At 41.3% G+C, this 23278-nt stretch carries 21 protein-coding genes; 10 read left to right on the plus strand and 11 right to left on the minus strand.

All coding sequences use genetic code 11. The features are described from left to right. The first annotated feature begins 157 nt into the window (after positions 1 to 157). From I8751_RS10470 to lepB, 3 genes are all read left to right on the plus strand, one after another. Positions 158 to 754: a hypothetical protein gene (locus I8751_RS10470; RefSeq protein ID WP_404800428.1), complete on the plus strand. Its 597-nt coding sequence runs from the start codon at positions 158 to 160 to the stop codon at positions 752 to 754. A gap of 31 nt (positions 755 to 785) precedes the next feature. Then, entirely contained in the window at positions 786 to 1229 is a 444-nt protein-coding gene (locus I8751_RS10475) for an NUDIX hydrolase (protein WP_214439099.1), read from the plus strand. A 354-nt stretch (positions 1230 to 1583) separates the two neighbouring features. Beyond that, positions 1584 to 2156, plus strand: coding sequence for a signal peptidase I (lepB, locus tag I8751_RS10480; RefSeq protein WP_214439100.1), 573 nt, complete (start codon positions 1584 to 1586; stop codon positions 2154 to 2156). A 162-nt stretch (positions 2157 to 2318) separates the two neighbouring features. Here the strand turns inward: lepB and I8751_RS10485 are convergent, their stop codons facing one another. Both I8751_RS10485 and I8751_RS10490 read right to left on the minus strand, forming a co-directional pair. Then, positions 2319 to 2852, minus strand: coding sequence for a helix-hairpin-helix domain-containing protein (locus I8751_RS10485; RefSeq protein ID WP_214439122.1), 534 nt, complete (start codon positions 2850 to 2852; stop codon positions 2319 to 2321). A 14-nt stretch (positions 2853 to 2866) separates the two neighbouring features. Then, positions 2867 to 3241, minus strand: a complete 375-nt coding sequence (locus tag I8751_RS10490) for an NINE protein (protein WP_214439101.1) — start codon at positions 3239 to 3241, stop codon at positions 2867 to 2869. 618 nt (positions 3242 to 3859) lie between these two features. On the opposite strand from I8751_RS10490, the gene I8751_RS10495 reads away from it, so the two are divergent. Both I8751_RS10495 and I8751_RS10500 read left to right on the plus strand, forming a co-directional pair. Next, positions 3860 to 4807, plus strand: a complete 948-nt coding sequence (locus I8751_RS10495; RefSeq protein ID WP_214439102.1) for a J domain-containing protein — start codon at positions 3860 to 3862, stop codon at positions 4805 to 4807. A 113-nt stretch (positions 4808 to 4920) separates the two neighbouring features. After that, positions 4921 to 5244, plus strand: coding sequence for a DUF1825 family protein (locus I8751_RS10500; RefSeq protein ID WP_214439103.1), 324 nt, complete (start codon positions 4921 to 4923; stop codon positions 5242 to 5244). A gap of 565 nt (positions 5245 to 5809) precedes the next feature. Here I8751_RS10500 and I8751_RS10505 read toward each other — a convergent pair. Continuing rightward, positions 5810 to 7732: a transglycosylase domain-containing protein gene (locus tag I8751_RS10505; RefSeq protein WP_214439104.1), complete on the minus strand. Its 1923-nt coding sequence runs from the start codon at positions 7730 to 7732 to the stop codon at positions 5810 to 5812. 175 nt (positions 7733 to 7907) lie between these two features. On the opposite strand from I8751_RS10505, the gene tyrS reads away from it, so the two are divergent. The 4 genes from tyrS to I8751_RS10525 are packed head-to-tail and all read left to right on the plus strand — an operon-like array spanning position 7908 to position 11114. Further along, positions 7908 to 9098: a tyrosine--tRNA ligase gene (gene tyrS / locus I8751_RS10510; protein ID WP_214439105.1), complete on the plus strand. Its 1191-nt coding sequence runs from the start codon at positions 7908 to 7910 to the stop codon at positions 9096 to 9098. 42 nt (positions 9099 to 9140) lie between these two features. Continuing rightward, positions 9141 to 9860, plus strand: a complete 720-nt coding sequence (gene pyrF, locus I8751_RS10515; protein WP_214439106.1) for an orotidine-5'-phosphate decarboxylase — start codon at positions 9141 to 9143, stop codon at positions 9858 to 9860. Beyond that, positions 9857 to 10486: a hypothetical protein gene (locus I8751_RS10520; RefSeq protein ID WP_214439107.1), complete on the plus strand. Its 630-nt coding sequence runs from the start codon at positions 9857 to 9859 to the stop codon at positions 10484 to 10486. Before pyrF ends, I8751_RS10520 begins: the two co-directional genes overlap by 4 nt. 22 nt (positions 10487 to 10508) lie before the next feature. Beyond that, positions 10509 to 11114 carry a Uma2 family endonuclease gene (locus I8751_RS10525; protein WP_214439108.1) on the plus strand — a complete coding sequence of 202 codons (606 nt, stop codon included), beginning with the start codon at positions 10509 to 10511 and terminating at the stop codon, positions 11112 to 11114. A 112-nt stretch (positions 11115 to 11226) separates the two neighbouring features. On the opposite strand, the gene I8751_RS10530 is transcribed toward I8751_RS10525, so the two are convergent. Then, on the minus strand, positions 11227 to 11490 hold the full coding sequence (locus I8751_RS10530) for a hypothetical protein (RefSeq protein ID WP_214439109.1): 264 nt from the start codon (positions 11488 to 11490) through the stop codon (positions 11227 to 11229). Positions 11491 to 11633: 143 nt separating this feature from the next. Here I8751_RS10530 and I8751_RS10535 point away from each other — a divergent pair, with 143 nt between their 5' ends. Beyond that, on the plus strand, positions 11634 to 12212 hold the full coding sequence (locus I8751_RS10535) for a Uma2 family endonuclease (protein WP_214439110.1): 579 nt from the start codon (positions 11634 to 11636) through the stop codon (positions 12210 to 12212). A 2-nt stretch (positions 12213 to 12214) separates the two neighbouring features. On the opposite strand, the gene I8751_RS10540 is transcribed toward I8751_RS10535, so the two are convergent. The 7 genes from I8751_RS10540 to priA all read right to left on the minus strand — a co-directional run. Further along, positions 12215 to 12910, minus strand: coding sequence for a uracil-DNA glycosylase (locus I8751_RS10540; RefSeq protein ID WP_214439111.1), 696 nt, complete (start codon positions 12908 to 12910; stop codon positions 12215 to 12217). Positions 12911 to 13139: 229 nt separating this feature from the next. Then, positions 13140 to 14222: a tetratricopeptide repeat protein gene (locus I8751_RS10545; protein ID WP_214439112.1), complete on the minus strand. Its 1083-nt coding sequence runs from the start codon at positions 14220 to 14222 to the stop codon at positions 13140 to 13142. Positions 14223 to 14584: 362 nt separating this feature from the next. Then, on the minus strand, positions 14585 to 16480 hold the full coding sequence (locus I8751_RS10550) for a hybrid sensor histidine kinase/response regulator (RefSeq protein ID WP_214439113.1): 1896 nt from the start codon (positions 16478 to 16480) through the stop codon (positions 14585 to 14587). After that, positions 16446 to 16943 (minus strand): response regulator, encoded by a 498-nt coding sequence (locus tag I8751_RS10555; protein WP_214439114.1) that lies wholly within the window; start codon positions 16941 to 16943, stop codon positions 16446 to 16448. The genes I8751_RS10550 and I8751_RS10555 overlap by 35 nt, the downstream gene beginning before the upstream one ends. 128 nt (positions 16944 to 17071) lie before the next feature. Beyond that, positions 17072 to 20413 (minus strand): PAS domain-containing protein, encoded by a 3342-nt coding sequence (locus I8751_RS10560; protein WP_214439115.1) that lies wholly within the window; start codon positions 20411 to 20413, stop codon positions 17072 to 17074. Positions 20414 to 20867: 454 nt separating this feature from the next. Then, the gene (locus I8751_RS10565) at positions 20868 to 22142 is read right to left on the minus strand and encodes an FAD-dependent oxidoreductase (RefSeq protein ID WP_214439116.1); all 1275 of its coding nucleotides are present in this window, start codon (positions 22140 to 22142) and stop codon (positions 20868 to 20870) included. Position 22143: 1 nt separating this feature from the next. Beyond that, positions 22144 to 23278 (minus strand): replication restart helicase PriA (priA, locus tag I8751_RS10570; RefSeq protein ID WP_214439117.1); only part of this gene is annotated, 1135 nt, incomplete at its 5' end.

A 23278-nucleotide genomic window follows, 5' to 3' on the forward strand; every position in this document is an offset into this window, starting at 1 on the left:
AGACTCATGAGCAAGTATCAAAGACTCATGAGCGAGTATTAAAGACTCATGAGCAAGTATCAAAGACTCATGAGCGAGTATTAAAGACTCACGGGCGAGTATCAAAGACTCACTAAACCCAAACAAAAGGATAAAAAGTTTTCCTGCCCCATGCCCCATGCCCCTACTGGTCTGTCAAATTCATTTTGATGGTTGGCGAGACGCGATAAATCGCCGTCTCTACAGAAAATTCATTCGTCAATTATTTATTGACAGACTACTACTCTTTTCCTTTGTTAGTCTTAAGCAAGTGACCAAGCAAGTACTAATACAAAAATTTGCTCAAACGATGGCTTTCATACAACAAGCAAAAAAATTTTACCCTTCACTTTTGTACGGCTACAACAAAATTTCTTTTCGCCTGGGATTAACTGTATTTCTTGTAGCTGGACTTTGTGGTTGTAGTTCTTTAAAAATGCCTAGTTTAAAGGCCAGCAATTTAAGCTTTGGCAGCAATGTCACCCCGATTCGGGAAATTAAACCACAACAAGGAAAGCAGAGTACGGTTTACGTCGAAGGAAAGGTAGAAAAGCGAGTTCCTTTAGTCAAGCAGTGGGCGTATCAAATTAACGATTCAACTGACACAATCTGGGTTGTTACCAATCAAAGCAATCTCAAAGAAGGAGAGCGAGTGGTAATTAAGGGTAAAGTTAACTATCAAAGCATACCCTTAGCAGGCAAGGAATTTGGGGAAGTTTATTTAGAAGAAGAGTAATATTTATAACAAGAATATTGAGTAAATATCTATGAACAATCAACAGGTGCATGTAGCGGTCGCCATTCTTTATCAAGAAAACAAGTTTCTCATGCAACTACGAGACAATATTCCTACTATTGCCGCTGCTGGTTGCTGGGGTCTGTTTGGCGGTCATATTGAACCTGGTGAAACACCAGATGTAGCAGTAAAACGAGAAGTTTTAGAAGAAATTTGCTACACTCTACCACCGTTTTTTGAATTTGGCTGCTATGCCGATGATGCAGTTGTGCGCCATGTTTTTCATGCACCGCTGTTGGTAGAACTCAATCAACTAGTTCTTAATGAAGGCTGGGATATGGGTTTACTAACACCGGAAGATATTCGTCAAGGCAATTGTTATTCGGCCAATGCAGGCGAAGTCAGACCTTTGGGATCTATGCATCAGCAAATTATGTTGGATTTTATCGAAAAAAGCAACAATTCTAACCGTTAAGGTCAGTGGTCAGTTGTTAGTGGTCAGTTGTTAGTGGTCAGTTGTTAGTGGTCAGTGGTCTGTTGTTATTCTTCTTGCTCCTCTGCTCCCCTGCTTCCCGGTTACTGAGTGTTGGTCATTGAGCTGCTTGCCTTGAACGGAGCCGAAAGGAGCCTAAATGAGTCGTAAAGCCTGGGGTATAACTATGCTTAGAGCGCAGCGTCTCGTAGAGAAGTGCTACTCCTGTGCTTACCTTGTGGGTAGAGTTTCTATACAAATTAAATCGCTGTAAAAGCCAGATTGGTTACAAGCATACTTTTAGCGTCAAAATAATCAAGGTATTTGTCCCATTTTGTGAAGTTGCTGAAAATCTCTATGACTCCTCAGGAAAGTGATGCAAAACAAACTTCTGCGTCCTCGAAAATATGGCGTAGTTGGCAGGAAAATCTGATTTTAATTGCGATCGCCTTGTGTTTGGCACTGCTGATCCGAACTTTTATTGCTGAACCCCGCTACATACCTTCGGACTCAATGTTGCCTACTTTACATACAGGCGATCGCTTGGTGGTAGAAAAAGTCTCTTATCGTTTTCACCCTCCAATAACTGGAGATATTGTTGTCTTTCAGCCTTCCGAAGAACTGCAACGTCGGGGATACCCTAAAGATCAAGCCTTTATCAAACGAGTAATTGGTGTTCCTGGAAAGATTCTCAAGGTTACTCAAGGCAAAGTTTACCTCAACGGTCAACCTCTGGTAGAAGACTATATTGCTGAACCCCCAAATCAGCCATTTCCACCAGTACAAGTCCCAAAAGATCAGTTTTTTGTCATGGGCGACAACCGTAACGATAGTAACGATTCTCGCTACTGGGGCTTTTTACCTAGAAAGAATATCATCGGTCGGGCAGCATTTCGCTTTTGGCCTCCTGATCGAATAGGGTTTATTTAAAGTAGAGGCTAGGAGTTAGGGATTAGGGGCTAGAAAATAGAGAAAGTTACAAATTAAAATAGTTATTTGTTAAGGTCTAACCTCCAGTTGCTAATAGACTAAGCTCAACTTTCTATTTACCCATTCTCTAATCCCTAGTTCCCAGTCCCTAGTCCCTCTTACTTAAAATCTCAAATAATACATCAGCTGAGCGATCGCCTCACCAGATAACTCCAATCGTCGCTGAAAATCAGCTAAATTGCGGTAAAGCCCAGCCGATAGTCGATTTTGAATTATTGCTTGGGCTAAAGATAAATCTATAAAAGGAATTTTTGTTAATTGCTCAACTGTGGCTGTGTTTGGGTTAACTAAAAGCGCAGGTTTATCTAAAGATTCGTGGTCATAATAAATAAAAATCAGCAGCGGGTTTAGTGGCTCTAATCGCTGTACTGGCATACCCAAAGCTGCTGCAATATCTTCAATACAATAAAATTTAACACCTGAACGTGAAAGTTCTACCAGCGATCGCGCTTGGTGGATCGACAAGCCAGGTAGACGCAACCAATCATCTACAGTCGCTTGATTAGCATCAATACGAATACCCAGTTTGGCTGCTACTTGAATTTCTTCCCCAGACTGTAGTCGATAGTAGGGATCGTTAAGAAGCTTAGCCCGGAGTTTTTGTAACTTGAGATTCAAAGGTAGCCAGTTGTTCATCATTTTTGCTTGCTTCAAGAAATTTGGTCGAGCAGCTGGCGGCGCTTTTGTTCAAATTCGTATTCAGAAATCAGTCCATCTTGGCGCAGAGCATCTAATTCACGCAAAGCATCAGCGATCGCACCGACATGATTACTTGCTTGCTGTGATATTTTGACTGGTGAATTACCCAAATTAAAATTACGATCAAAAGCTTCTTCATCTTGGGCTAAGTACCACACTCCCTCGATAGCACTAGCTACCTTGGGTATGGGTGTCCAAGAAAGTAAAACATACAACACACCCCACAGGGGCTGTCCCAAATAAAACTTATGTAATCCTGAAATTGTCAGCGTGCCAGAAAAAGCTAAGATAGCGGCAACGCTACGGCTTTTGCGCTTAGTCAACATATTCCCAATAAATCTACCACTACCACAGTTCCTACAATAAGATAGCCATAGTAGCAAAGCACGCGGTTAAATTCAGCATTGCGGAATTCCTCGTGAAAAGCAAATCTATAAATCCATTCTATTAATTTACGCAAAAGCTATCACTATTAATGAGGGAATAGGGAACACAGAGAAATAACAATGCCCCAATGCCTTATTCCCACTTTCTATAGATCTAGGACTAGCTCTTTCAAGGTAAATCGTAAAATAAGATTGTTTTTTCTCAGCGCTCTCTGTGTATCTGTGATTTAAAAGTAATTTATCTAACCACGGAGACGCAGCGAAAAGTTCTGTTCGCGTAGCGTCTCCGTCAGGAGAAGGAGGGTTTCCAACGCCAGTTGCTCATGGGGAACCACTGCGTTGCGGAGGTTTCCTCCGTTGTAGCAAGTGGCGTGGAAACCCCCATCGCGTAGCGTCTCCCCTTGGGAGAAGACCGCACTGGCTCCTCCGTAGGAAATTTTTCAAGACAGAGGGTACAGAGAGAAGAGTTTACAGAGAAATTTTGACTAGAAATTTCACCCACCTTGAAAGGGCAAGTCCTGATACCTTATAAAATTTTTATCTATAAATATTAATACAATGTCCCAAACCGCCTTCCCAGCAAAATGGCTAAAACAACTTTCCGACCCTTACGCTGTGTTGGGAGTTTCTGTGGTTGCGAATGAGGAGCAAATTCTTAAGCGCTATCGTATTTTGGTAAAACTGTTACATCCTGATCGCTATGCCAAAAACAATAATGTAGAACAGAAATTAGTAACGGCAATTTTTACCTGTTTGATCAACCCGGCTTATGAACAGTTAAAGCGTACCCAAAAGCGGGCTAATGTAATCGTCCAATTGCGAATAGAAGCAAAAAGTTGGCAGCACAAAGCTTCATCTCTACAAAATCCTGTAGTTGAGCAACTGATGCCAATGTCTGCACTGGAAGCTCAAGTCTTTTATGAACAGGCGATCGCTTCCTATGCAGAAGACCAATATCAATTGCTTCACCAAGCCTATCAGATAACTCAACACTTAAGTAATTTGAACTTGGCATACTTGTGTTTACAGACATCTAACTCATTTATTTCCAAAGCACCTATTTCCGTAGTTTCTAAGGTCAAATGCCAGCCACTAGAATTAACATTAGATAAAATAACAAATGTCAAACCAGTTCCAACAAACTACGCTCAGCGTCACTACCAGCGAGCTATTCAGTATACTCAACAAGGTAACTGGGCATTAGCTGTAGGAGAATTACGTGATGCTATCAAGTTAGAGCCAAATAACGCTGATTACTACGCCTTACTAGGATTGGTTCATTTACGACAGAATTTTTCGGGGATGGCGAGGGTTTATACACGTCAAGCACTAAAAATTAACCCGCAACAGCCACTAGCTTTAAAATATGCTACCCAACTAAAAATTAATTTAAATGAAAATACCAATCCGCAAACAATGGTTAAAGCGTTAGGTATTGCCGCTTTATTAAGTAGGTTTGTTTTCAAAACAGAAGCGAACTCCAGTCAAGTGTTGAAATCTCGGTAAAAAACCGTACTTAAACCGAAGCTTGTTCTGTAGATGAGTTCCCTAGACTAGAATGAAAATAGAGGCAAAAATATAAGCCGCTGAGTGTCATTACTCAGTTGAGTATAAGTAATATGGGATTTTTTGATTCTGATATAGTTCAGCAAGAAGCAAAACAGCTGTTTGAAGATTATCAAGCTCTAATCAAGCTTGGTAATAACTACGGCAAATTTGACCGTGAGGGCAAAAAGCTATTTATTGATCAGATGGAAGCTATGATGGATCGCTATCGCGTTTTTATGAAACGCTTCGAGCTATCAGAAGATTTCATGGCACAAATGACTATGGAGCAGCTCAAAACTCAGTTAGGTCAGTTTGGGGTTACTCCGCAACAAATGTTTGATCAAATGAATGGTACCCTAGAACGGATGAAAGCTGAGTTAGAAAAACAGCCCTAATCAATTCTAGATTTGAATGTCAATCTAAAAGGATGTTTGAAAAGTTTTGAGCGACTAGAAGTCGCTAGTACACAAATAACCCTGTTCTGTCACTCTCGGAAAACAATAATCGAAGCAATATTCTGAAACTTTGATTGAGCCAAGCTTTGAGGCTTTATTTTCTAACAGTAACTAAAATTTATAGCCAAAACTTAGAAATTAAAGCCTCGAAAGGCTTTCAGCGATTGGGTTCTCCCAAAGTGATAAAAGAGGAATAAAGTCCGCCTGCGCGGACTAATGCAAAAACAAGGGTTTGAAACCCACGCAGGTGGCCTTCCCGGAGGGAAGCCGTTACGCGTCCTGTCCGTGTAGCCAAGCCACTGCGCCCTTGCGGTTCCCTGACTTGTTCGCGCAGCGTCTCCCCTTGGGAGAAGCAAGTGGCGCGCGACTTCTAGTCGCCTGGGCGAGTAATAAATTAGACTTTTCAAACAACTTCTAAAATTCAGAATCTAGCTGGAAAATTTTCTAGGGAGGGTTTCCCTCCCTGGTGCTGGCTATTCGTGGTAATTTTTCACCAAATCCAAAATTATGATGATTTGGGGCGAGTAAATTGGGAAGGTGGCTTGAATTTTTCCGCTGGTACACCCTTAAGCGCCTTCTCCATGAAGTCTCGCCAGATAGGAGCTACCATACCCCCACCCGTTGCTCTACTGGCTAATTGTCTGTTATCGTCTCTACCCACCCAGACAGCTGTTGTCAACTGTGGTACGGTACCAACAAACCAAATGTCCTTTTCTGAAGAAGTTGTTCCCGTTTTACCAGCTACAGGACGGCCTAATGCTGCACTTTTGCCAGTTCCTTCATTAACTACTGATTGCATCACATCCACAATCGCCGCGGATGCCCAAGGATCGAGAACCAGCTGAGGTTTGGGAGTGTTGTCTAGTAATACGTTGCCGTTACTATCCGTGACACGGGCAATGATAGTTGGTGGTGACTGCCACCCATAATTAGCAAAGGTCGCATAAGCACTAGCCATTTCTAGAGGTGTAACACCAATGGCACCAAGTGGTAAAGAAGTTACAGGTGCCATCGGACTCATAATTCCCAAAGTACGGCAGGTTTCTATTACCTTGTTCATACCTATAGCCTTGCCAAGCTTAATCACAGGAATGTTACGAGACTGCGCTAGGGCTTTGCGAATTGACATTGCACCACTAAAACTACCATCGTAGTTTCTGGGATAGTACCGATTATTACCATCTTGATAACTGACTGGTGAATCTATCACTGTCGAATCTGGTGCATATTTACCAGTAGCAAAGGCAGCATAATAAACAAACGGTTTAAAAGAAGAACCTGGTTGACGTTGAGCTTGAGTTGCACGGTTGAATTCGCTGGCTTTGGGATCTACACCACCTACCAAAGCTTTGACAAAATGCGTGCGTGGATCTATTGCAACTAGAGCAATTTGATTCTTGTATAATCCTTGACTTAGCAATGTTTTGTGCCACTTGGCAACAGTTTGTTCTGCCATTGCTTGGAAGTTAGATTCAACGGTAGTTTGTACCCGCATCCCGCCTTTTAGCAGTGCTTCACGTCCAAACTTTTTAGCCAACTCCTGCGCCACAGTATTAGTGACATAAGGTAAGGCACTACCTTGAAAAGACCTGATTCTACCAAGCTTGATTTCCTGCTTTAAGGCATCATCATAATCTTGCTGGTTAATCCAGTTCAAGTCCAACATCCGCCCCAGCACTTCTTTTTGTTTCTGCTTTGCCAGTTTCATACTTACGAACGGGCTGAATTCTTCTGGCGCTTGAATTAAGCCCGCCATCATTGCTGACTCGCCCAGAGTTAAAGTTTCTGCTGACTTTTCAAAGTAACTGCGTGCAGCCGTTTGTACACCATAATTGTTATGACCCCAATAAACTTGATTGAGGTACATTTCCAAAATTTGGTCTTTGCTCAGAATCTGTTCTAAGCGAATTGCTAGCACCCCCTCAGCTAACTTCCGGGTAAAGGCACGCTTTTGAGACAAAAACAGGTTTTTCACCAATTGCATGGTGATGGTAGAACCACCCTCCCGCACACCACCTGCTGCCCAGTTGACTACTATAGCTCGGCCAACGCCAGTAGGGTTAATACCGTGGTGATCATAGAAATGACTATCTTCGCTGGCTAATACTGCTCGTTTCAGATTCGGAGAAATTCTATCTAAGGATACGACTTCCCGGTTTGCTTCCCCGTGGATACTTGTTAGTAATTTGCCTTTAATGTCATAGATGTAAGTCGTTTCTGACGGCAAAAAATTCCGTAGTTGTCTCACATCTGGCAAATTGCGGAAGCTAATGGCTAAGCCAACTAGTCCTCCGGCTACAATAGAGCTTGCCAACATCGTTATTGATAACAGAGTACCGCCAGTTACCTGACCTACTCCTTTTAAAAATTCAAAACCAGATGAAGGCCGACGTTGTGGCTGCTTGTTTTCAAAAGTCCTAGACGACACGGCGATTCCACTTCCTCACTTGTAAATGTAACTGTAAATTTATTCAATTAAGCAAGACGGTTAATTTTTTGCAATTATATTAGTTTGGCAGATTCAGAGAACGGACAAATTGCCAGTGAATATAACCAACCTAACTTCTCAAGTAAAAAGCGTAGTTAAGAGTGAGTCTCCTAGTATGACGCAAAATTTTTCTTGGTTGCGTCGCGGGATAGTAGAAATCTTCCCACAACCAACTGATGCTGACAGTGAAAGTTTAGAGAAGCACTTAGAAACTACAAACCGACCTTTAAGGATCAAATTGGGAATTGATCCTACAGGTGCCGATATTCATCTTGGTCATAGCATACCAGTGCGAAAACTGCGAGCTTTTCAAGATGCAGGTCATACAGCAGTCCTAATTATTGGTGATTTTACGGCTAGGATTGGCGATCCTACAGGGAAATCTGAGGTGCGTCGCCAACTGACAGAAGCAGAAGTGGCGCAAAATGCTCAGACTTACCTTGATCAAGTGCGTCCTATCTTGGATTTTGACACACCAGGAAGGTTAGAGGTGCTTTATAACTCCGAATGGCTATCTCAACTCAAATTAGGAGAAATTTTGGAGTTACTTTCCACGATGACAGTGGGGCAAATGTTAGCAAAGGAGGGATTTGCAGAACGCTATAGAAAAGAGAATCCAATTTTTATTCATGAGTTCCTATATCCATTAATGCAAGGTTATGATTCCGTCGCTGTCAAGGCAGATGTGGAATTAGGAGGAACTGACCAGAAGTTTAATCTTGCTGTGGGACGAGATTTACAACGTCATTTTGGGCAAAAGCCTCAATTTGGTTTACTATTACCTATTTTAATAGGCACAGATGGTGTGCAAAAAATGTCCAAGTCTTTAGGTAACTATGTAGGCTTGTCAGAACACCCTGCACAAAAATATCAAAAATTACAAGGAGTGCCAGATAATCTGCTGTCACAGTATTTTGAACTGTTGACAGACTTACCTTTGGATAAATTACCAGAAACCCCCCGCGATCGCCAGATGCTTTTAGCTTGGGAAGTTGTCAGACAGTATCACGGTGAACAAGCAGCCAATGAGGCGAAAGAAGCCGCGAAAAGTGGTGGTAAAGAAGGTGCAGTTCCAGAATTTTCTCTAGCTGATGTATCGCAGTTTCCTGCTAAATTAGCTTATCTTCTCAATGCCACTGGCTTGTGTAAAAGTACCGGGGAAGGTAAGCGAAAAATTCAAGAAGGTGGGGTACGCTTAGATGGCGATCGCATTAATGATGTCGATACCACTTTTCAGCAGCCCAGCGAATTACAGGGGCGAGTGCTACAAGTCGGTAAAAATAAGTTTGTTCGACTTGTACCTTAAATTGGGCATGGGACATAGGGCATAGGGCATGGAGAATTTTTAATGAATGCAGAAAAACAAGTTATTGTGGCTTTGGATGTGCCGGATTTGTCAAGCGCGATCGCTCTCGTTGAGCAACTACCGCAAGTACATTTCTGGAAAGTAGGCTTAGAATTGTTTACCAGTTCTGGCCCTACAATCTTGGAAGTACTAAAATCTCAGCAGAAGCAGATTTTTCTAGATTTAAAGTTTCACGATATCCCTAATACTGTCGCTGGTGCTTGTCGCGCCGCAGCTAGTTATGGGGTCGATTTACTGACAATACATGCTACTGCTGGTGTAGATGCCCTCAAAGCTGCAACTGAGGCGGTACAAATAGGAGCAGCACAGGCGGGTGTTAAACCACCTAAATTAATTGCTATTACTTTGCTGACGAGCATTTCTTCTAGACAACTGGCATTTGATTTAAAAATCCCCCTAGAATTGCCAGAATATGCTCTAGAAATGGCACTAATGGCTCAAGAAGCGGGGTTGGATGGGGCAGTTTGTTCGCCCCAAGAGTTAGCACAGTTAAGGCAAACTTGCAAAGATGAGTTTTTGCTAGTTTGTCCAGGGGTACGACCAACTTGGGCAGAAAAAGGTGATCAAAAGCGATCGCTAACTCCAGCGCAAGCGATTCAAGCTGGTGCAGATTATTTAGTGATTGGTCGTCCCATTACTACTGCTGCCGATCCTGAGTTAGCCTGGAAAAGGATTGCTGAGGAGTTAACTACAGTTGCATGAAGTCAGGATTCCGGCAGAAAAATTATGCCTTGTGGGTTGGGGCTTGTGTCTTTTGGTTGGTAATAGCAAGTAGCATTAATAATTCGGCATTCTCGAAAAATCTCCCCGCCAACCCCTCTTTCATCACCCAAGAAGAATTAATCAAAGATCAGCCGGAGTCTTCTTGTTCTGAGCAAAATCTAGATATATTAACTGCTCAGTTATTGCGAGATTTACCGAGCTATGCCAATCGTGCTACTCAACGCGCCCGCCGCCGTGTCAGCAATGAGGTTTACAGTTATCTTTTAGTCGCAGGAAGACCAGTATTTCAGCCGCTACCCCTCAGCCCAGAGGGATATAGCGCAGATGGGCAAAAAAATGCCGCAACAAAAGTTGAGCAGGTTTTTTTTACTACTTTAGAACGGCAGTATACAAGTGGAAAAGCAATAGAATTGCAGCAATTTCATTGGCTGTTGTTGACTAAAACTAAAAGTAGTTGGCGCTTGGTGATGATGTTTACTCAAACTGGTGGTTATCCCAAAAAACAACCACCATCACCTCCGCGAGATAGTAGTAATGGTGCGATCGCTCAAGGAGTTAAGGCTTGGCTACGAGATTGTCAAGCGGGAAGTATATCACAATCATAACTGCTAAATATTTACATAAATTATGACCTACACTCCACATAAACTCTTCAGTTTTGAGCAATTTATAGCCGAACATGGCGACAACCCCCGTTACGAACTCATTGACGGAGAATTACGTGACATGGAACCAACAGGCCCCCATGAAGAAGTTTCAGGAAGCATTGCTGGTAGAATCTATGTGGAAATTCTTCGTTCTAATTTAAACTGGCTGATTCCAAAAGCTTGTTTGATTAAGCCACCTGCTGCGGAAGCTACAGCACTACGCCCGGATGTCATTGTTCTAGATAAAGCAGGACTTAATAATGAACCGCTTTGGCAAAGAGAGCCTATTATTTGTAATAGCAATATAATCAAACTCGTTGCGGAAGTTGTGAGTACAAATTGGCAGGATGACTATGCTAGAAAAGTAGAAGAATATGCATTTTTAGACATTCCAGAATACTGGATTATAGACTTTCGAGGTCTAGGAGGCTTGCAATTTATTGGTAATCCCAAACAACCTACTTTTACAGTCTGTCAATTAATCAATAATACTTATCATCAGCAACAATATCGCCTAGGAGATGCAATTACATCCTACCTATTTCCCAACTTGCAACTCAAACTCGATGACGTTATGCCAAGTTAGACTCACGCTCATATTAATTAGAACTTGCAGCTTTTGAATCGTGCGATCGCTCAAGAAGTTAAGGCTTGGCTACGAGATGTCAAGCAGGAAGTCTGCGTATGCTTACTGGAGTTTAAAATCCACCACTATCACAACCGCCACCGCCACCGCCATCGTATCCACCACTATCACAACTGCTGCCTGAGTCATAGCTCCCATAATCACTAATGCCCCAGTCAGTATAACTAGTGTCGCTTTCACCAGCATAGTAAGTAGGGTTTCTGGCGAGATTTTTACGAGAATTTTTCTTAGAAAATTTTCCTATTAAAAGCTTAAACAAAAATATCAAACCCAATGGAGCTAAACCTATAGTTAAAGCTATGATCGCGTTTACCATTTGTGCTTCTCCTGTGCTGATAAATTCAAGTTTTCAGTGAAATCTCAGTCTTGACTACACTTTCTTTAGCCGCTTTTCCGGATTTCATTATTTGGCTAAGATTAAACCGAGTCTAAAAAGTTTGGTGTTCAAAGGTAAAGACAATGCTAGCCATCTCCCAACAACCAAACAAAATGACCGTCGAGGAATATCTTGGATGGGAACCTCAACAAGATATTCGCTATGAATATGTCAACGGTCAAGTGTTTGCCATGACAGGCGGCACAATTCCTCACAATGATATTACCCTCAACCTGTATGCTGCTCTGCGCCCTCATTTGCGCTCTAAAGGTTGCCGAGTGAATGTGTCAGATGTGAAGGTGCAAGTCACTCCCGAAAGTCTTTACTATTATCCTGATATTATCGTCAGCTGCGATCCTCAAGACCTCAACGCTCACAAATTTATTCAATATCCTAAGCTAATTGTCGAAGTTCTCTCTCCAGGTACAAGTGCCAAAGATAGAGGTGAGAAATTTTCTTACTATCTAACAATTTCTACTCTGCAAGAGTATATCTTGATTAACTCTGAAAAAATCTCCGTTGAGCGTTACTCACGAGGAGAGGGTAGAATGTGGCTTTACTATCCTTACACAGAAGGAGACATAATTACTTTATCAAGCATTGAATTTGAATGTCCCATTGAACTGCTTTATGAAGCTGTTGTATTCGCAACTGATGAGTAAACTTAAGTTGCACTTTCACTATTTTGCCGAATTTCATCAAGCTTGGCACGCACTGCTTGGATATCTTGCCACATTAGCCATTTAGGCGCACCTTTTTCTTTAGAAGGGTTACGTAGTAAGTAGGAAGGATGAAAAATTGGCATACATAAACGTGCTTGCCACTCTATCCACTGACCGCGAATTTTAGTAATTCCCCGTTTATCGCCAGTTATGCCTTTGACCGCAGTTGCACCTGTTAACAAAATAATTTTGGGGTCAACTAAGCGAATTTGTTCTAATAAATAAGGTTTACAAGCTGCCATCTCATCAGGAGTGGGAACCCGATTATTTGGTGGTCGGCATTTATTGATATTGGCAATGTATACATCATTCTCTGTACTCAGGTTCACAGATGCCAAGATTTTTTCTAGGAGTTGCCCTGATCTGCCTACAAAGGGTAAACCTGTTTCATCCTCGTTTTGACCTGGTGCTTCCCCTATCACCATGATTGGTGCTTGCAAGTTTCCCCGTCCGACAACAGCATGAGTACGAGTATCTCCCAACTCACAGCGGTGACACTGATTGCAGTGCTGTGCCAATTCAGTCATATTGGCATACGTTCCAGAAGGGATGGGAATTTTTGAGTCTGTGGGAATCAGCTCTTGTTGATTAGGGTTTGAGTCATCATCAAATAAGCTGAGTTGGATTTCGCTATTCATGAAAATTGGGATATGGCGGTCAGCAACAGCTGTGTAATCTCAGTGAAATATAGCTATAGCTTTGAGTTTATAATACCAATTCAAATAATGTTTGCGACACATAAATTATTCATTAGGGCACAACAATGTTGTGCCCCTACCCATCTGTCGCATTCTTTTCTCAAATTGGTGTAAGTTTCATTTTATCAGTGAATTCGATATCAAATGCACTCTAACTATTTGTAAATGTTCACTGCTGATATTGCATTGCTTTAGCATAATCACCCAAGGCATAGCAAGCAACTTTTAAGCTTGCAAGGGTTTGTTCTTCAATGCGTCGGTCTTTTATGGTTCTGGCTAATAGCAAACGTTCTTCATAGTATTTAATCGCTTTGTTATAATCACCCAAAGCTTCACAAGCAACTCCTAAACTGCCAAGGGACTGTTCTTCACTACGCTTGTCTTTTAGTTCTCTAGCGAGTTGTAAACGCTCCTCATAATAAATAATGGCTTTGGCATAATCGTTGATGGCATAACAAGCATTGCCTAAGTTTTTCAGTACTTGGATAGCACTGCGAAGATTATTCAGGGAGCGTGATATTTTTATACACTTTTCATAGTAGGCGATCGCTTTTGGGTAATTGTCTAAAGCATACCAAGTATTACCCAGATTCTTTAATACTTGCTCTATACCCCATTTGTCTTGGAGTTCTCGAACGATTTCTAAGCTTTGCTCTTGATATTCAATTGCCCGTACAAAATTGCCTGAAGCTTTATACACTAATCCCAAATTATTTAAAGCTGCAACCTGACTCCGCTTATCTTGCAATTTTTGAGTAATTTTTAAGCACTTTTCTAAATACTCAACTGCTTTTTCATAGTCGTTGAGGTGGCGATAAGCATTACCCAAGTGGGATAATGCCTGCATCTGTATCAATAGGTCTGGGGTATCTTTTTTTAAAGCTAGACATTGTTGGCAATAAGAAATCACACTTTTGTAATCACCTGAAGCGTAAGTTACCAGGGCTAAATAAGAAAGTGCCTGCTCTTGTTGTTGTACATCCGCAACTACCTGAAACATCTCTAGGGATTGTTTTAACAACTTCAATGCAGGTAAAAGTTCACCAGCTTGCTGCTGTTGAATTCCTTGTCGTAATAGCTGGGATGCTTCTGATAAATGGTCATCACTTTCCTGTACAAGTAACATCTGTGCTGGCGAATTTTGATTAAATTCATGGGTAATTGTGTTGCGCCTGATTTGTTTCAGGTGTGCTGTAGGCACTTGCATAGGAAATGTACTTTTTATCTGGTGGTTCGATTCACCTTTCGACATCGACCAATCCCTATTTATTTTGGTAATATATCTAGTATTCCCAAAAACAGAGCCTATCTTTCATAAACCTTGGGATAAGCAATAGGTGAGCTAGCGCGGTAGCGCCAAGGGGGATTCCACGGCACTTGCTACAACGGAGGAAACCTCCACAACGCAGTGGCTCCCCATGAGCGACTAGCGCTCGCGTAGCGTCTCCCTTTGGGAGAAGGGCAATAGGCAATAGGTAATAGAAAAACTAGATTACCCATGTTTGCGTAGGTTCTCGAAGAGACGCGGGGCGTTCGCGTAGCGGAACAAAGTACGCCTTAAAACTTTACTACTTTACTTTTTTGCAGGAGTATGGCGCTATTTATTTTTATTCTCTATTCCCTGTTCTCTTTTATTGTGTTAATAGTTTGCAATAACTGGTTGGTTGTGTAAGGTTTAGATAAAAAAGCTTTGATACCTATTTCATAAGCTGTATCAGTTTTATCACTGGTTGACATACCGCTAACAGCAATAATTTTGACATCCGGGTTAATTTTTTGCAATGTCCGGATAGTAGTAATACCATCCATAGACGGCATTACCATATCTGTTAAAACTAGAGATATTTGATCACGATGTTCTGCATACAAAGCTATAGCTTCAATGCCATCGCAAGCTGTGATCGCTTGATAATTATGACTTTCTAGAGATGTTTTTGTGATATCTCGAATTGCAGCTTCGTCATCCACAACTAAAATCAATTCTCCATTACCTTGAAGTAATTTCTGTTCTGTTTCTTCTATATCTTCTTCTGCCTCTTGTGCTGGCAAATAAATTTTAAATTGACTGCCTTTTCTTTCTTCGCTGTATACATTAATAAAACCACCGTGGCTTTTAACAATACCAAGCACTGTTGAAAGACCAAGCCCAGTACCTTTGCCGAGTTCTTTAGTAGTAAAAAATGGTTCAAATATCCGTTCTAATATTTCCGGTTGAATGCCAATTCCAGTATCAATAACATTAATTACAATATAAGGGCCAACCATAGCATCAAGATTCATCTTGGCGTAATTTTCATCAACCAAGAAATTTTCCGCTGAAATTTTTAATTTTCCTCCATTGGGCATAGCGTCACGAGCATTTACACACAGATTCATCAATACTTGATGCAATTGGGTGGCATCACCAGATACAGTCCCAAGATTTTGTGAAACTTTGGTAGAAATTTCTATGGATTTGGGAAAGGTTTCTTTGAGAATTTGCTGGATTTCAGTGATTAAATGCTTTAACTGCAAAATAGTACGCTCTCCCTGAATACCGCGCGTAAATGACAGTACTTGCTTAACTAAATTAGCTCCACGTTTAGCGTTGGTAATCAATATTGGTAGCAGTCGCCGGGAGCGCTCATCATACAGATGGGACTCTAAAAGTTGCGCTGTCATGAGAATAGGAGCTAGGACATTATTAAGATCATGGGCTATCCCACTTGCTAAAGTGCCGATACTTTCTAATCGCTGAGCGCGGAGAAATTGTGCTTCAAGCTGTTTTTTTTCTGTAATATCGGTGTTAACAACCAAAATAGATTGTGGTTTATCACCGAACTCTTGTACTAATGTCCAACGGCTTTCAACAGTGATTGTTTGGCCACATTTTGTTCGTTGATATAGCTCTCCTTCCCACGAGCCATTTTTCATCAGAATCTGGAGAGCTTCTTGCAAGTGGGACATATCGTTTTCATGCCATAGATGCTGTGTTTTTTCGCCGATCGCTTCCTCTTTTTTACAACGGTATAAGCGCTCGGCTGCTTTGTTCCAAAATAAAATTTGGTTTTCTAAATCACGTACAAAAATGGCATCAGTGGCAACATCAAGTAAAGCAGCTTGTTGGCGGATTTTTTGTTCTGTTTGTTTACGTTCAATAGCGTAACGGATAGAACGCTCTAACAAAGGTGCAGTCAATTGGCTTTTTTCTAAATAGTCTGCTGCTCCTGCTTTCATAGCTTCCAGGTCAATTTCTCTATCTCCTTGACCAGTTAGCAAAATGAATGGAGAATAACATCCGTCGGCAATTGCTTCGCGTAACAGTTCCAGTCCGTTGTGTATGCCTAAACGGTAGTCTACAAGATATATGTCATGGTTTTGACGGGCGATCGCATCCTTGGCATCTGCATAATTATCTACCCAATCTAAATCACAGCCGGCAACCTGAAATTCACCAAACCAATTACGAGTTAAGATGTAATCATCTTCGTCATCATCAACTAGAAGAACTCTGATTAGGGCGTTGTCCATTTTTGTCTCCCACTGCTTCTAGCGGTAGTTCCACAATTTCAAACCAGTATTTACCCATAGTCTTCATCACCTCAACTAAAGAAGAAAACTTCTCTGGTTTAATGATAAAGGAATTTGCACCTAGATCGTAGGAGCGATAAACATCTTCTTCTGCTCCTGATGTGGTTAATACTATGACAGGAATTTTCCGGAGATTTGAATCATTTTTAAGATCTTGAAGCACCTCAATACCACCTTTTTTAGGCATATTTAGATCTAGTAAAATTAAACCTGGGCGTGGGGTAATGTTCTTGTCAGTATATCGACCCCGATTATAAAGATAATCCATTAATTCTTCACCATTCTTGACAATAAACAGTTCAATTGGTAATTGACTTTCTGTCAAAGCTTCTTGAACTAACATACTGTCATCGTCATCATCATCAGCCATTAAAATTGTAACCGTTGTTTGCCGAACCTTCACTCTGTATTGTCTCCTTTACAAAGGTTATTAGTATCAATTAAGTTTTAAATTGCAAAATTTTTTTGGACATAGCTGTATAATAAACTCTATTTTAGGGAGCTTTTATAATCCCTCTTTAGGAAGAAAAATCAAGAATGGGAATTCATTGTCAAAGTGACAATAAATTTTGCTCCTTGCCCTGGCTTGCTTTGTGCAGTGATCTGCCCATGATGACGTTCAACAATTTTCCGGCAGATAGCTAAACCCATGCCTGTACCTTCGTATTCTTTGCGACCATGTAAGCGTTGAAAAATATTGAATATGCGATCAATATATTTTTCATCAAAACCAATTCCATTATCTTCTACAACGATTTGACAGATTTCGGAATCGACGGAACTTTGATCTGATTGAGTGTTTAAAAATTGACTATGAATTTTGACAATAGGTGATACTTGCGGGCGGTGGAATTTCAAAGCATTGCCGATGAGGTTTTGTAGCAATTGACGCATTTGGAGAGGATCAGCTTTAATCATAGGTAATTCACCTACCTCTACACATCCTCCACTGTGCTGAATACGCACTTCTAAATCAGACAATACTTCTTGTACAACCTGTGTTAAATTTACCAACACAAAAGGCTGTTTTCTAGTACTAACACGCGAAAGTTTTAATAAATCTTCAATCAAATTTTGCATTCTCAGGGCTGCATTCTGCATCCGTTTCAAATAGTCGTGTCCCTGTTCGTTTAAAGAGTCACCACAGATTGTTTGGAGTCTTTCACTGAAAGTTTTAATTTTACGCAGTGGTTCTTGTAAATCGTGGGAGGCGATAAAGGCAAATTGTTGCAGTTCTTCGTTAGAACGAGCGAGTTCTTGGCGCTGACGAGTTTCTTGTTCGAGGATGAAGCTTTGAGTTAGGGCAATGCCTATTTGATCTGCTAGTTGTCGCAAAAGTTCAGTTTCCCAGTTCGTCCAGTGGCGGGGATGTCCACATTGATGGGCAATTAGCAACCCCCAAAGTTGATTTTTCCAAAAAATGGGCACGACAAGATTGGCTTTGACACCAAATTGTCGTAGTAATTCCAGATGACAAGGTTGGATATTAGCTTGTTCTACATCGCCAATAGCGCTAATCCTTCCCTGGCGGTATTGCTGGATGTAATCTTCTCCAAAGCAAGGATCTTTAATTAACTGCCCTACAAAGATGGGTAAACCAGGAACTACTGCTTCTTGCAACACCATAAAAGAGTAATCGGATTTTAGTCGTAAGATTAATACACGGTCTGCGTGTAGTAGCTTTTGTACTTCTGTGACACTGGTTTGAAGAATTTCATCGATTTGTAAAGACTGGCGAATTTTTAAAGTGATATCGGCAAATAATTGCGATCGCATGTTTTGGCGTTCTAATTCTGCCTGTGCGCGTTTGCGTTCGCTAATATCCATCATAGCGCCAATCATCCGCACTGGTTTGCCTGTATGGTCGTGAACAACATAACTACGATCAAAAAGGTAGGCATAAGAACCGTCACTACGGCGAAAGCGGTATTCGTTTGCCCAGAATTGTTGACCCCTGGCGATCGCATCATTCATGTCAGTAAGAATTCTCTCGCTATCTTGTGGATGCAAGCGATCGCTCCACCAAGACACATGAGAATCAATTTCTTCTGGTGAGTAACCAAAGAGTGTTTCTACAGCCTGGCTCCACCAAACTTGATCTGTTACTAAATTCCAGTCCCATAAAACATCATTAGTAGCACGGGCAATTATCTTGAAACGTTCGTCGCTCTGACGTAGTTGTTCTTCTGCTAATCTGCGTTCAGTAACATCAGTATGAGAACTTGCCATCCGTATGACATTACCATCTTCATCCCACACAGCCTGACCGCGATCCAAAATCCATTTGTAGGTATCATTTTTACATCGGACTCGATGCTCACTAATATAAAACGGGGTGATTTTAGCAAAATGATCAGCGATCGCTTGTCTCACCGAAGCAACATCATCTGGATGTATTCTTTTGATCCATTCATCTAAATGGTTGTCAATCTCATGGACATCGTAACCGAGCATTTCCTTCCAGCGTGCAGAAAAAAATACTTCATTAGTCTTTAAGTTCCAGTCCCAAATGCCATCATTGTTTCCCCGTACAGCCAATGAAGCCCGTTCTTCACTTTTTTTAAGTGCCTCTTCAACCCGTTGGCGCTCAATAGCTGTGGCGAGTAAGTTAGCAACAGCTTGGAGAAAATAAACCTCATCTTTGGTAAAGGTGCGCTGTTGAGTTGTATGTACGCCCAAGACACCAAAAGGATGCTCTTTGCCATCAATCACAACGCTAAGTCCACTTATTACTTGATGGTCATGCAGCAGTTGTGGCCCATTGAATCGCATTTCTGTACGAAGGTCTTCGACAATAACTGGCCCTCTACAAAGCAAGGTGTAGCCAGCTTGTGAATTGATGCTGCTGCTGATAGTTGCTTGTCCCACAAGCCCAGATTGCCAACCTACTCCTGTCCGTAGGAGTAATGCATTACCATCTGGCAGCAATTCTAAAACCTTGCAATATTCTACCTTCAGGCATTGGGCAATTTGGGTAACACATGAGTTCATCAGTGTAGTCAAATCTCTACCAGCTAGTGCCATTTGACTTAGTTCTGCCAAAATTGCCTGTTGGTTAGCATAAACTTCCAGCGCTTCCTCTGCTTGTTTATGCTTGGTAATATCCATATCTACCCCTGATATTCTTATAGCCACCCCAGAAGCGTCATAAAATACTACTGCTTTGCTAGCTAACCAGCGAATACTGCCATCGGCCAAAACAACTCGAAATTCAACATCATAATCTGCCCCTTTCCGCATTGCCTGCTGACTAGCATTTTTGACGAAATCACGCTCTTGAGGATGAATACAGTTAATAAAAGCTTCATGGTTGTTATTAAAAGTGCCTTCTTTCACGCCATAAAGTGCTTCTAAGGTATCCGAATAAGTAATTTTATTGGTTTGGAGATCCCAGTTCCAGATACCCATCTGGGCTGCCTCTAATGCCATCCGCAGTTGTGCTTCTCGTAGTTGCGCTTGCTCAGTTTGCTGGCGTAATGCCTGCATTGTGCGATTAGCTTCCAGCAGACGATCTACTCTTTGACGCAACACCGACCATTGAATTGGCTTGGTAATAAAATCAGTTGCACCCACAGCAAAAGCTTGCTCTACAGATTCTTGATCATAAAGAGCCGTAATCATTAGTACGGGTGTATTTTGAGCAACGGGAAGCGTTTGCAATTGAGTGCAGCAGGCAAAACCGTCCATCACTGGCATCATCGCATCCAGCAGTACCATATCTGGGTGTCGATGATTATAAATAGTAAGTGCTTCATAACCATTACTTGCCTCTAGCACCTGATATCCTGCTTGTTTCATCAGATAGCACAGATGCATTCGCGTCAAATCGTCATCATCTACAACTAAAATCAGAGCAGAATCTTTATTAGCCATTTGTTCAGTTATCAGTTGTCATTTATCGCCATTTGTCATTAAGTCTAATAGGTTTTGAATATTGATGGTTGACTACTGACTACTGACCGAAAAAACAGAAAAAAAAGCAGTTGGAGAAGCTTTTTAGCAAGGGTACAAGGTGTAACGTTTAATAGATATTTAATTAAGTTTAATTAAATATCCGAAAAAACTTTCTAGTTCTTTTATCCTAGTCACTATGAAAATCACTTAAAAGGTATTAGTAGATACCGTAAAATTATTTAAATGCTAATAATAGTATGTCCAAGGATTGATGACACAAAATTTTCTTCAAACATCATCGTTTAAAGCTGAGTGCTGGCATAATTAATACAGCTGCACCTGAAGCTTCCTCAAAACGATATTGCCAATACCCTATAAGGGAAGGGATTGGGTTCAGGTTCCGTTGAACTCGCGTTAATCAGTTATGAGTTAGCTAAAATTTTTTAACTTTGGATATCCAACTTTGGTATAGATTCAAAATTTCTGAATAAGGAACTGTACTTTCAGATATCAACTCGAATAAAGATGGTGCAAACCGCTGAGGAAATAGCCGATGCAGGGTTTTGCTAATTAATTCTCTAAAAATAAACTCAATTAATAATCTTTTAGATGCCGGAAAAGCATAATCACCAAGTTCTACTAAAGCATGGGCATCTACTTGGCGACGAATCGTAAACTGTTCTAGGACTGTAGGTAAATTATCAGAATACTCATCCAAAAGATTATTCAATAAAACCACATCTTCAAGTGCTGCATTACAACCTTGACCAATGGATGATGACACAGCATGGGCTGCATCTCCAATTAGTAGTACACTACTGCCTTGGTGATAACGGTTACAGCGAACTGTGATAATTCTTGATATTGGTCTAGCAAGAAAAGCTGCGGCTTCTGATTCTGGCATCAATTGACCAACTTCGGGAAAATGCTTACAAAAGAATTTGAGAACCTCTTCTTTGTTAGAAAGCCCAACTAGCTGATTATTTTGATGAGGAAAGTAAATAACACCACTAATTGTTTCATCTCGTTGATGTAAAAGTAGAAATATTGTGCCATCATCTAATGCCCAAGTATGAATTTTATCGGGTTTGAGGTTAGTTTCTACAGTGGCATCGGGGCGAGGAATAAAAATTGATTTGTAATCTGAGGGTATATACTTCTGCTCACATTCAAAGAGTTCTGTGTCTAGAAAATTTTCTCTAATTACAGAACGTGAACCATCGGCACCGATTAAAAAGTCATAATCTACAGCAAAATTTGTTTCATTTTTTTGAAAATTTGCCTTTTTTTCTGCAAAATCTACCTGGATACATTGGCAATTGAAGTGAATATTCAGTCTGCTATTGTTATACTTTTCATTTAACTTTTCTAACAGCACAATCACCAAACTAGTGCGGTTAAGAGTAAACAGAGGTTGTTTTCTCGGTGTCAGCCGCGCTTTACCATTTTTTTGATGAAAAATTGCTCCTGTCATCTCCAAACTGATAGCTTTGACTGCTTCTTCCAGTCCAGAGATTTGCCGTAAAGCATTCATTCCTCTTTCGCTGAGGGAGATAGGGAAGGTTCTAGATTTGGAGAATGAAATTGTTCGGGGATCACTGCGGCGTTCATAAATTTCAATTTGGTATTCGTCACTACGACGCAACAGATAGTGAGCGAGTAGAACTCCGCTAGGGCCAGCACCAACGATCGCTACTTTTTTGACCATATTACATAATATTTAATGGGTCTACATCTATCGTTAAGCTAACAGCATCACAACAAAGTGATCGCACTTCCTCCCAATCGGGTAATTGTGGTAATGCATCATGGGCAAACTTTAATAAAATTTGCCAGCGATAACGGTTAGCCACCCGCACAATGCTAGCTGGTGCAGGGCCTAAAATTTCAAATCCTTCTCTAGCACTCAATGCTGTAGCGATCGCCTGAGCTGTATTCTGTACTTGAATGGGATCAAGACTACTTAAGCGCAATAAGATTAACCTGCCGTAGGGAGGATAATTGAGTTCTTGCCGTTGTTCTAATTCAGCTTCAGAAAAAGACTGATAATCATGCTGTTTGACAGCCTCAATTACTGGATGCTCCGGGGTGTAAGTCTGCACAATTACTCTACCAGGATCATCACCTCTACCAGCACGTCCAGCAACTTGAGTTAAAGTTTGAAATGCTCGCTCACTAGCGCGATAGTCGCTAAGATGCAGCAATCCATCAGCGGCGACAACACCTACAAGCGTTACCTGGGGAAGATCTAAACCTTTAGTCAGCATTTGCGTACCTACTAATAAATGTGCTTCCCCGTTAGCAAACTGAGTCAGTAGGGTACGGTGCGCGCCTTTATTGCGGGTGGTATCGCTATCAAAGCGGATGAAACGCAATTGCGGAAACTGTCGCGCTAATTCTTGGGCGACGCGCTGAGTACCGCTACCAAAGAATTTTAAGTAAGGGGAACTGCATTCGGGGCAATGTTGGGGATGCGATCGCCCATAATTACAGTAATGACAACGTAATAATTGCGGCGCTCCGGCTTCGGTGTGGTGATACGATAGCGACACATCACAATGGGGACATTCCAAGACATAGCCACAACTACGGCAAGATACAAAGGTGCTATGTCCCCGTCGATGAATAAATAAAATTCCCTGCTGCTGTTTTTCTTGTAATTGTTCTAAAGCTTCTTGTAGCGGCTTACTAAATATAGAACGATTTCCCTGCTGCAACTCTTGCCGCATATCCACTATTTCCACCGGTGGCAGAGGACGGGAGTTAATACGTTCAGGTAATGACAAGTAGTGAGTTGAGAAGTTAGAAGTTACAAACTCTCCCCCTACCCCCTGCCCCCTGCCC

It is taken from the genome of Atlanticothrix silvestris CENA357 (assembly GCF_016056295.1).
GTDB classification, from domain to species: Bacteria; Cyanobacteriota; Cyanobacteriia; order Cyanobacteriales; family Nostocaceae; genus Atlanticothrix; species Atlanticothrix silvestris.

Excerpts from the sequence above, each read along its gene's own strand:
- I8751_RS10470 (WP_404800428.1), top strand. The coding sequence starts at position 158 with ATGCCCCTACTGGTCTGTCAAATTCATTTTGATGGTTGGCGAGACGCG.
- I8751_RS10475 (WP_214439099.1), top strand. The coding sequence starts at position 786 with ATGAACAATCAACAGGTGCATGTAGCGGTCGCCATTCTTTATCAAGAA.
- lepB (WP_214439100.1), top strand. The coding sequence starts at position 1,584 with ATGACTCCTCAGGAAAGTGATGCAAAACAAACTTCTGCGTCCTCGAAA.
- I8751_RS10485 (WP_214439122.1), bottom strand. The coding sequence starts at position 2,852 with ATGAACAACTGGCTACCTTTGAATCTCAAGTTACAAAAACTCCGGGCT.
- I8751_RS10490 (WP_214439101.1), bottom strand. The coding sequence starts at position 3,241 with ATGTTGACTAAGCGCAAAAGCCGTAGCGTTGCCGCTATCTTAGCTTTT.
- I8751_RS10495 (WP_214439102.1), top strand. The coding sequence starts at position 3,860 with ATGTCCCAAACCGCCTTCCCAGCAAAATGGCTAAAACAACTTTCCGAC.
- I8751_RS10500 (WP_214439103.1), top strand. The coding sequence starts at position 4,921 with ATGGGATTTTTTGATTCTGATATAGTTCAGCAAGAAGCAAAACAGCTG.
- tyrS (WP_214439105.1), top strand. The coding sequence starts at position 7,908 with ATGACGCAAAATTTTTCTTGGTTGCGTCGCGGGATAGTAGAAATCTTC.
- pyrF (WP_214439106.1), top strand. The coding sequence starts at position 9,141 with ATGAATGCAGAAAAACAAGTTATTGTGGCTTTGGATGTGCCGGATTTG.
- I8751_RS10520 (WP_214439107.1), top strand. The coding sequence starts at position 9,857 with ATGAAGTCAGGATTCCGGCAGAAAAATTATGCCTTGTGGGTTGGGGCT.
- I8751_RS10525 (WP_214439108.1), top strand. The coding sequence starts at position 10,509 with ATGACCTACACTCCACATAAACTCTTCAGTTTTGAGCAATTTATAGCC.
- I8751_RS10530 (WP_214439109.1), bottom strand. The coding sequence starts at position 11,490 with ATGGTAAACGCGATCATAGCTTTAACTATAGGTTTAGCTCCATTGGGT.
- I8751_RS10535 (WP_214439110.1), top strand. The coding sequence starts at position 11,634 with ATGCTAGCCATCTCCCAACAACCAAACAAAATGACCGTCGAGGAATAT.
- I8751_RS10540 (WP_214439111.1), bottom strand. The coding sequence starts at position 12,910 with ATGAATAGCGAAATCCAACTCAGCTTATTTGATGATGACTCAAACCCT.
- I8751_RS10545 (WP_214439112.1), bottom strand. The coding sequence starts at position 14,222 with ATGTCGAAAGGTGAATCGAACCACCAGATAAAAAGTACATTTCCTATG.
- I8751_RS10550 (WP_214439113.1), bottom strand. The coding sequence starts at position 16,480 with ATGGACAACGCCCTAATCAGAGTTCTTCTAGTTGATGATGACGAAGAT.
- I8751_RS10560 (WP_214439115.1), bottom strand. The coding sequence starts at position 20,413 with ATGGCTAATAAAGATTCTGCTCTGATTTTAGTTGTAGATGATGACGAT.
- I8751_RS10565 (WP_214439116.1), bottom strand. The coding sequence starts at position 22,142 with ATGGTCAAAAAAGTAGCGATCGTTGGTGCTGGCCCTAGCGGAGTTCTA.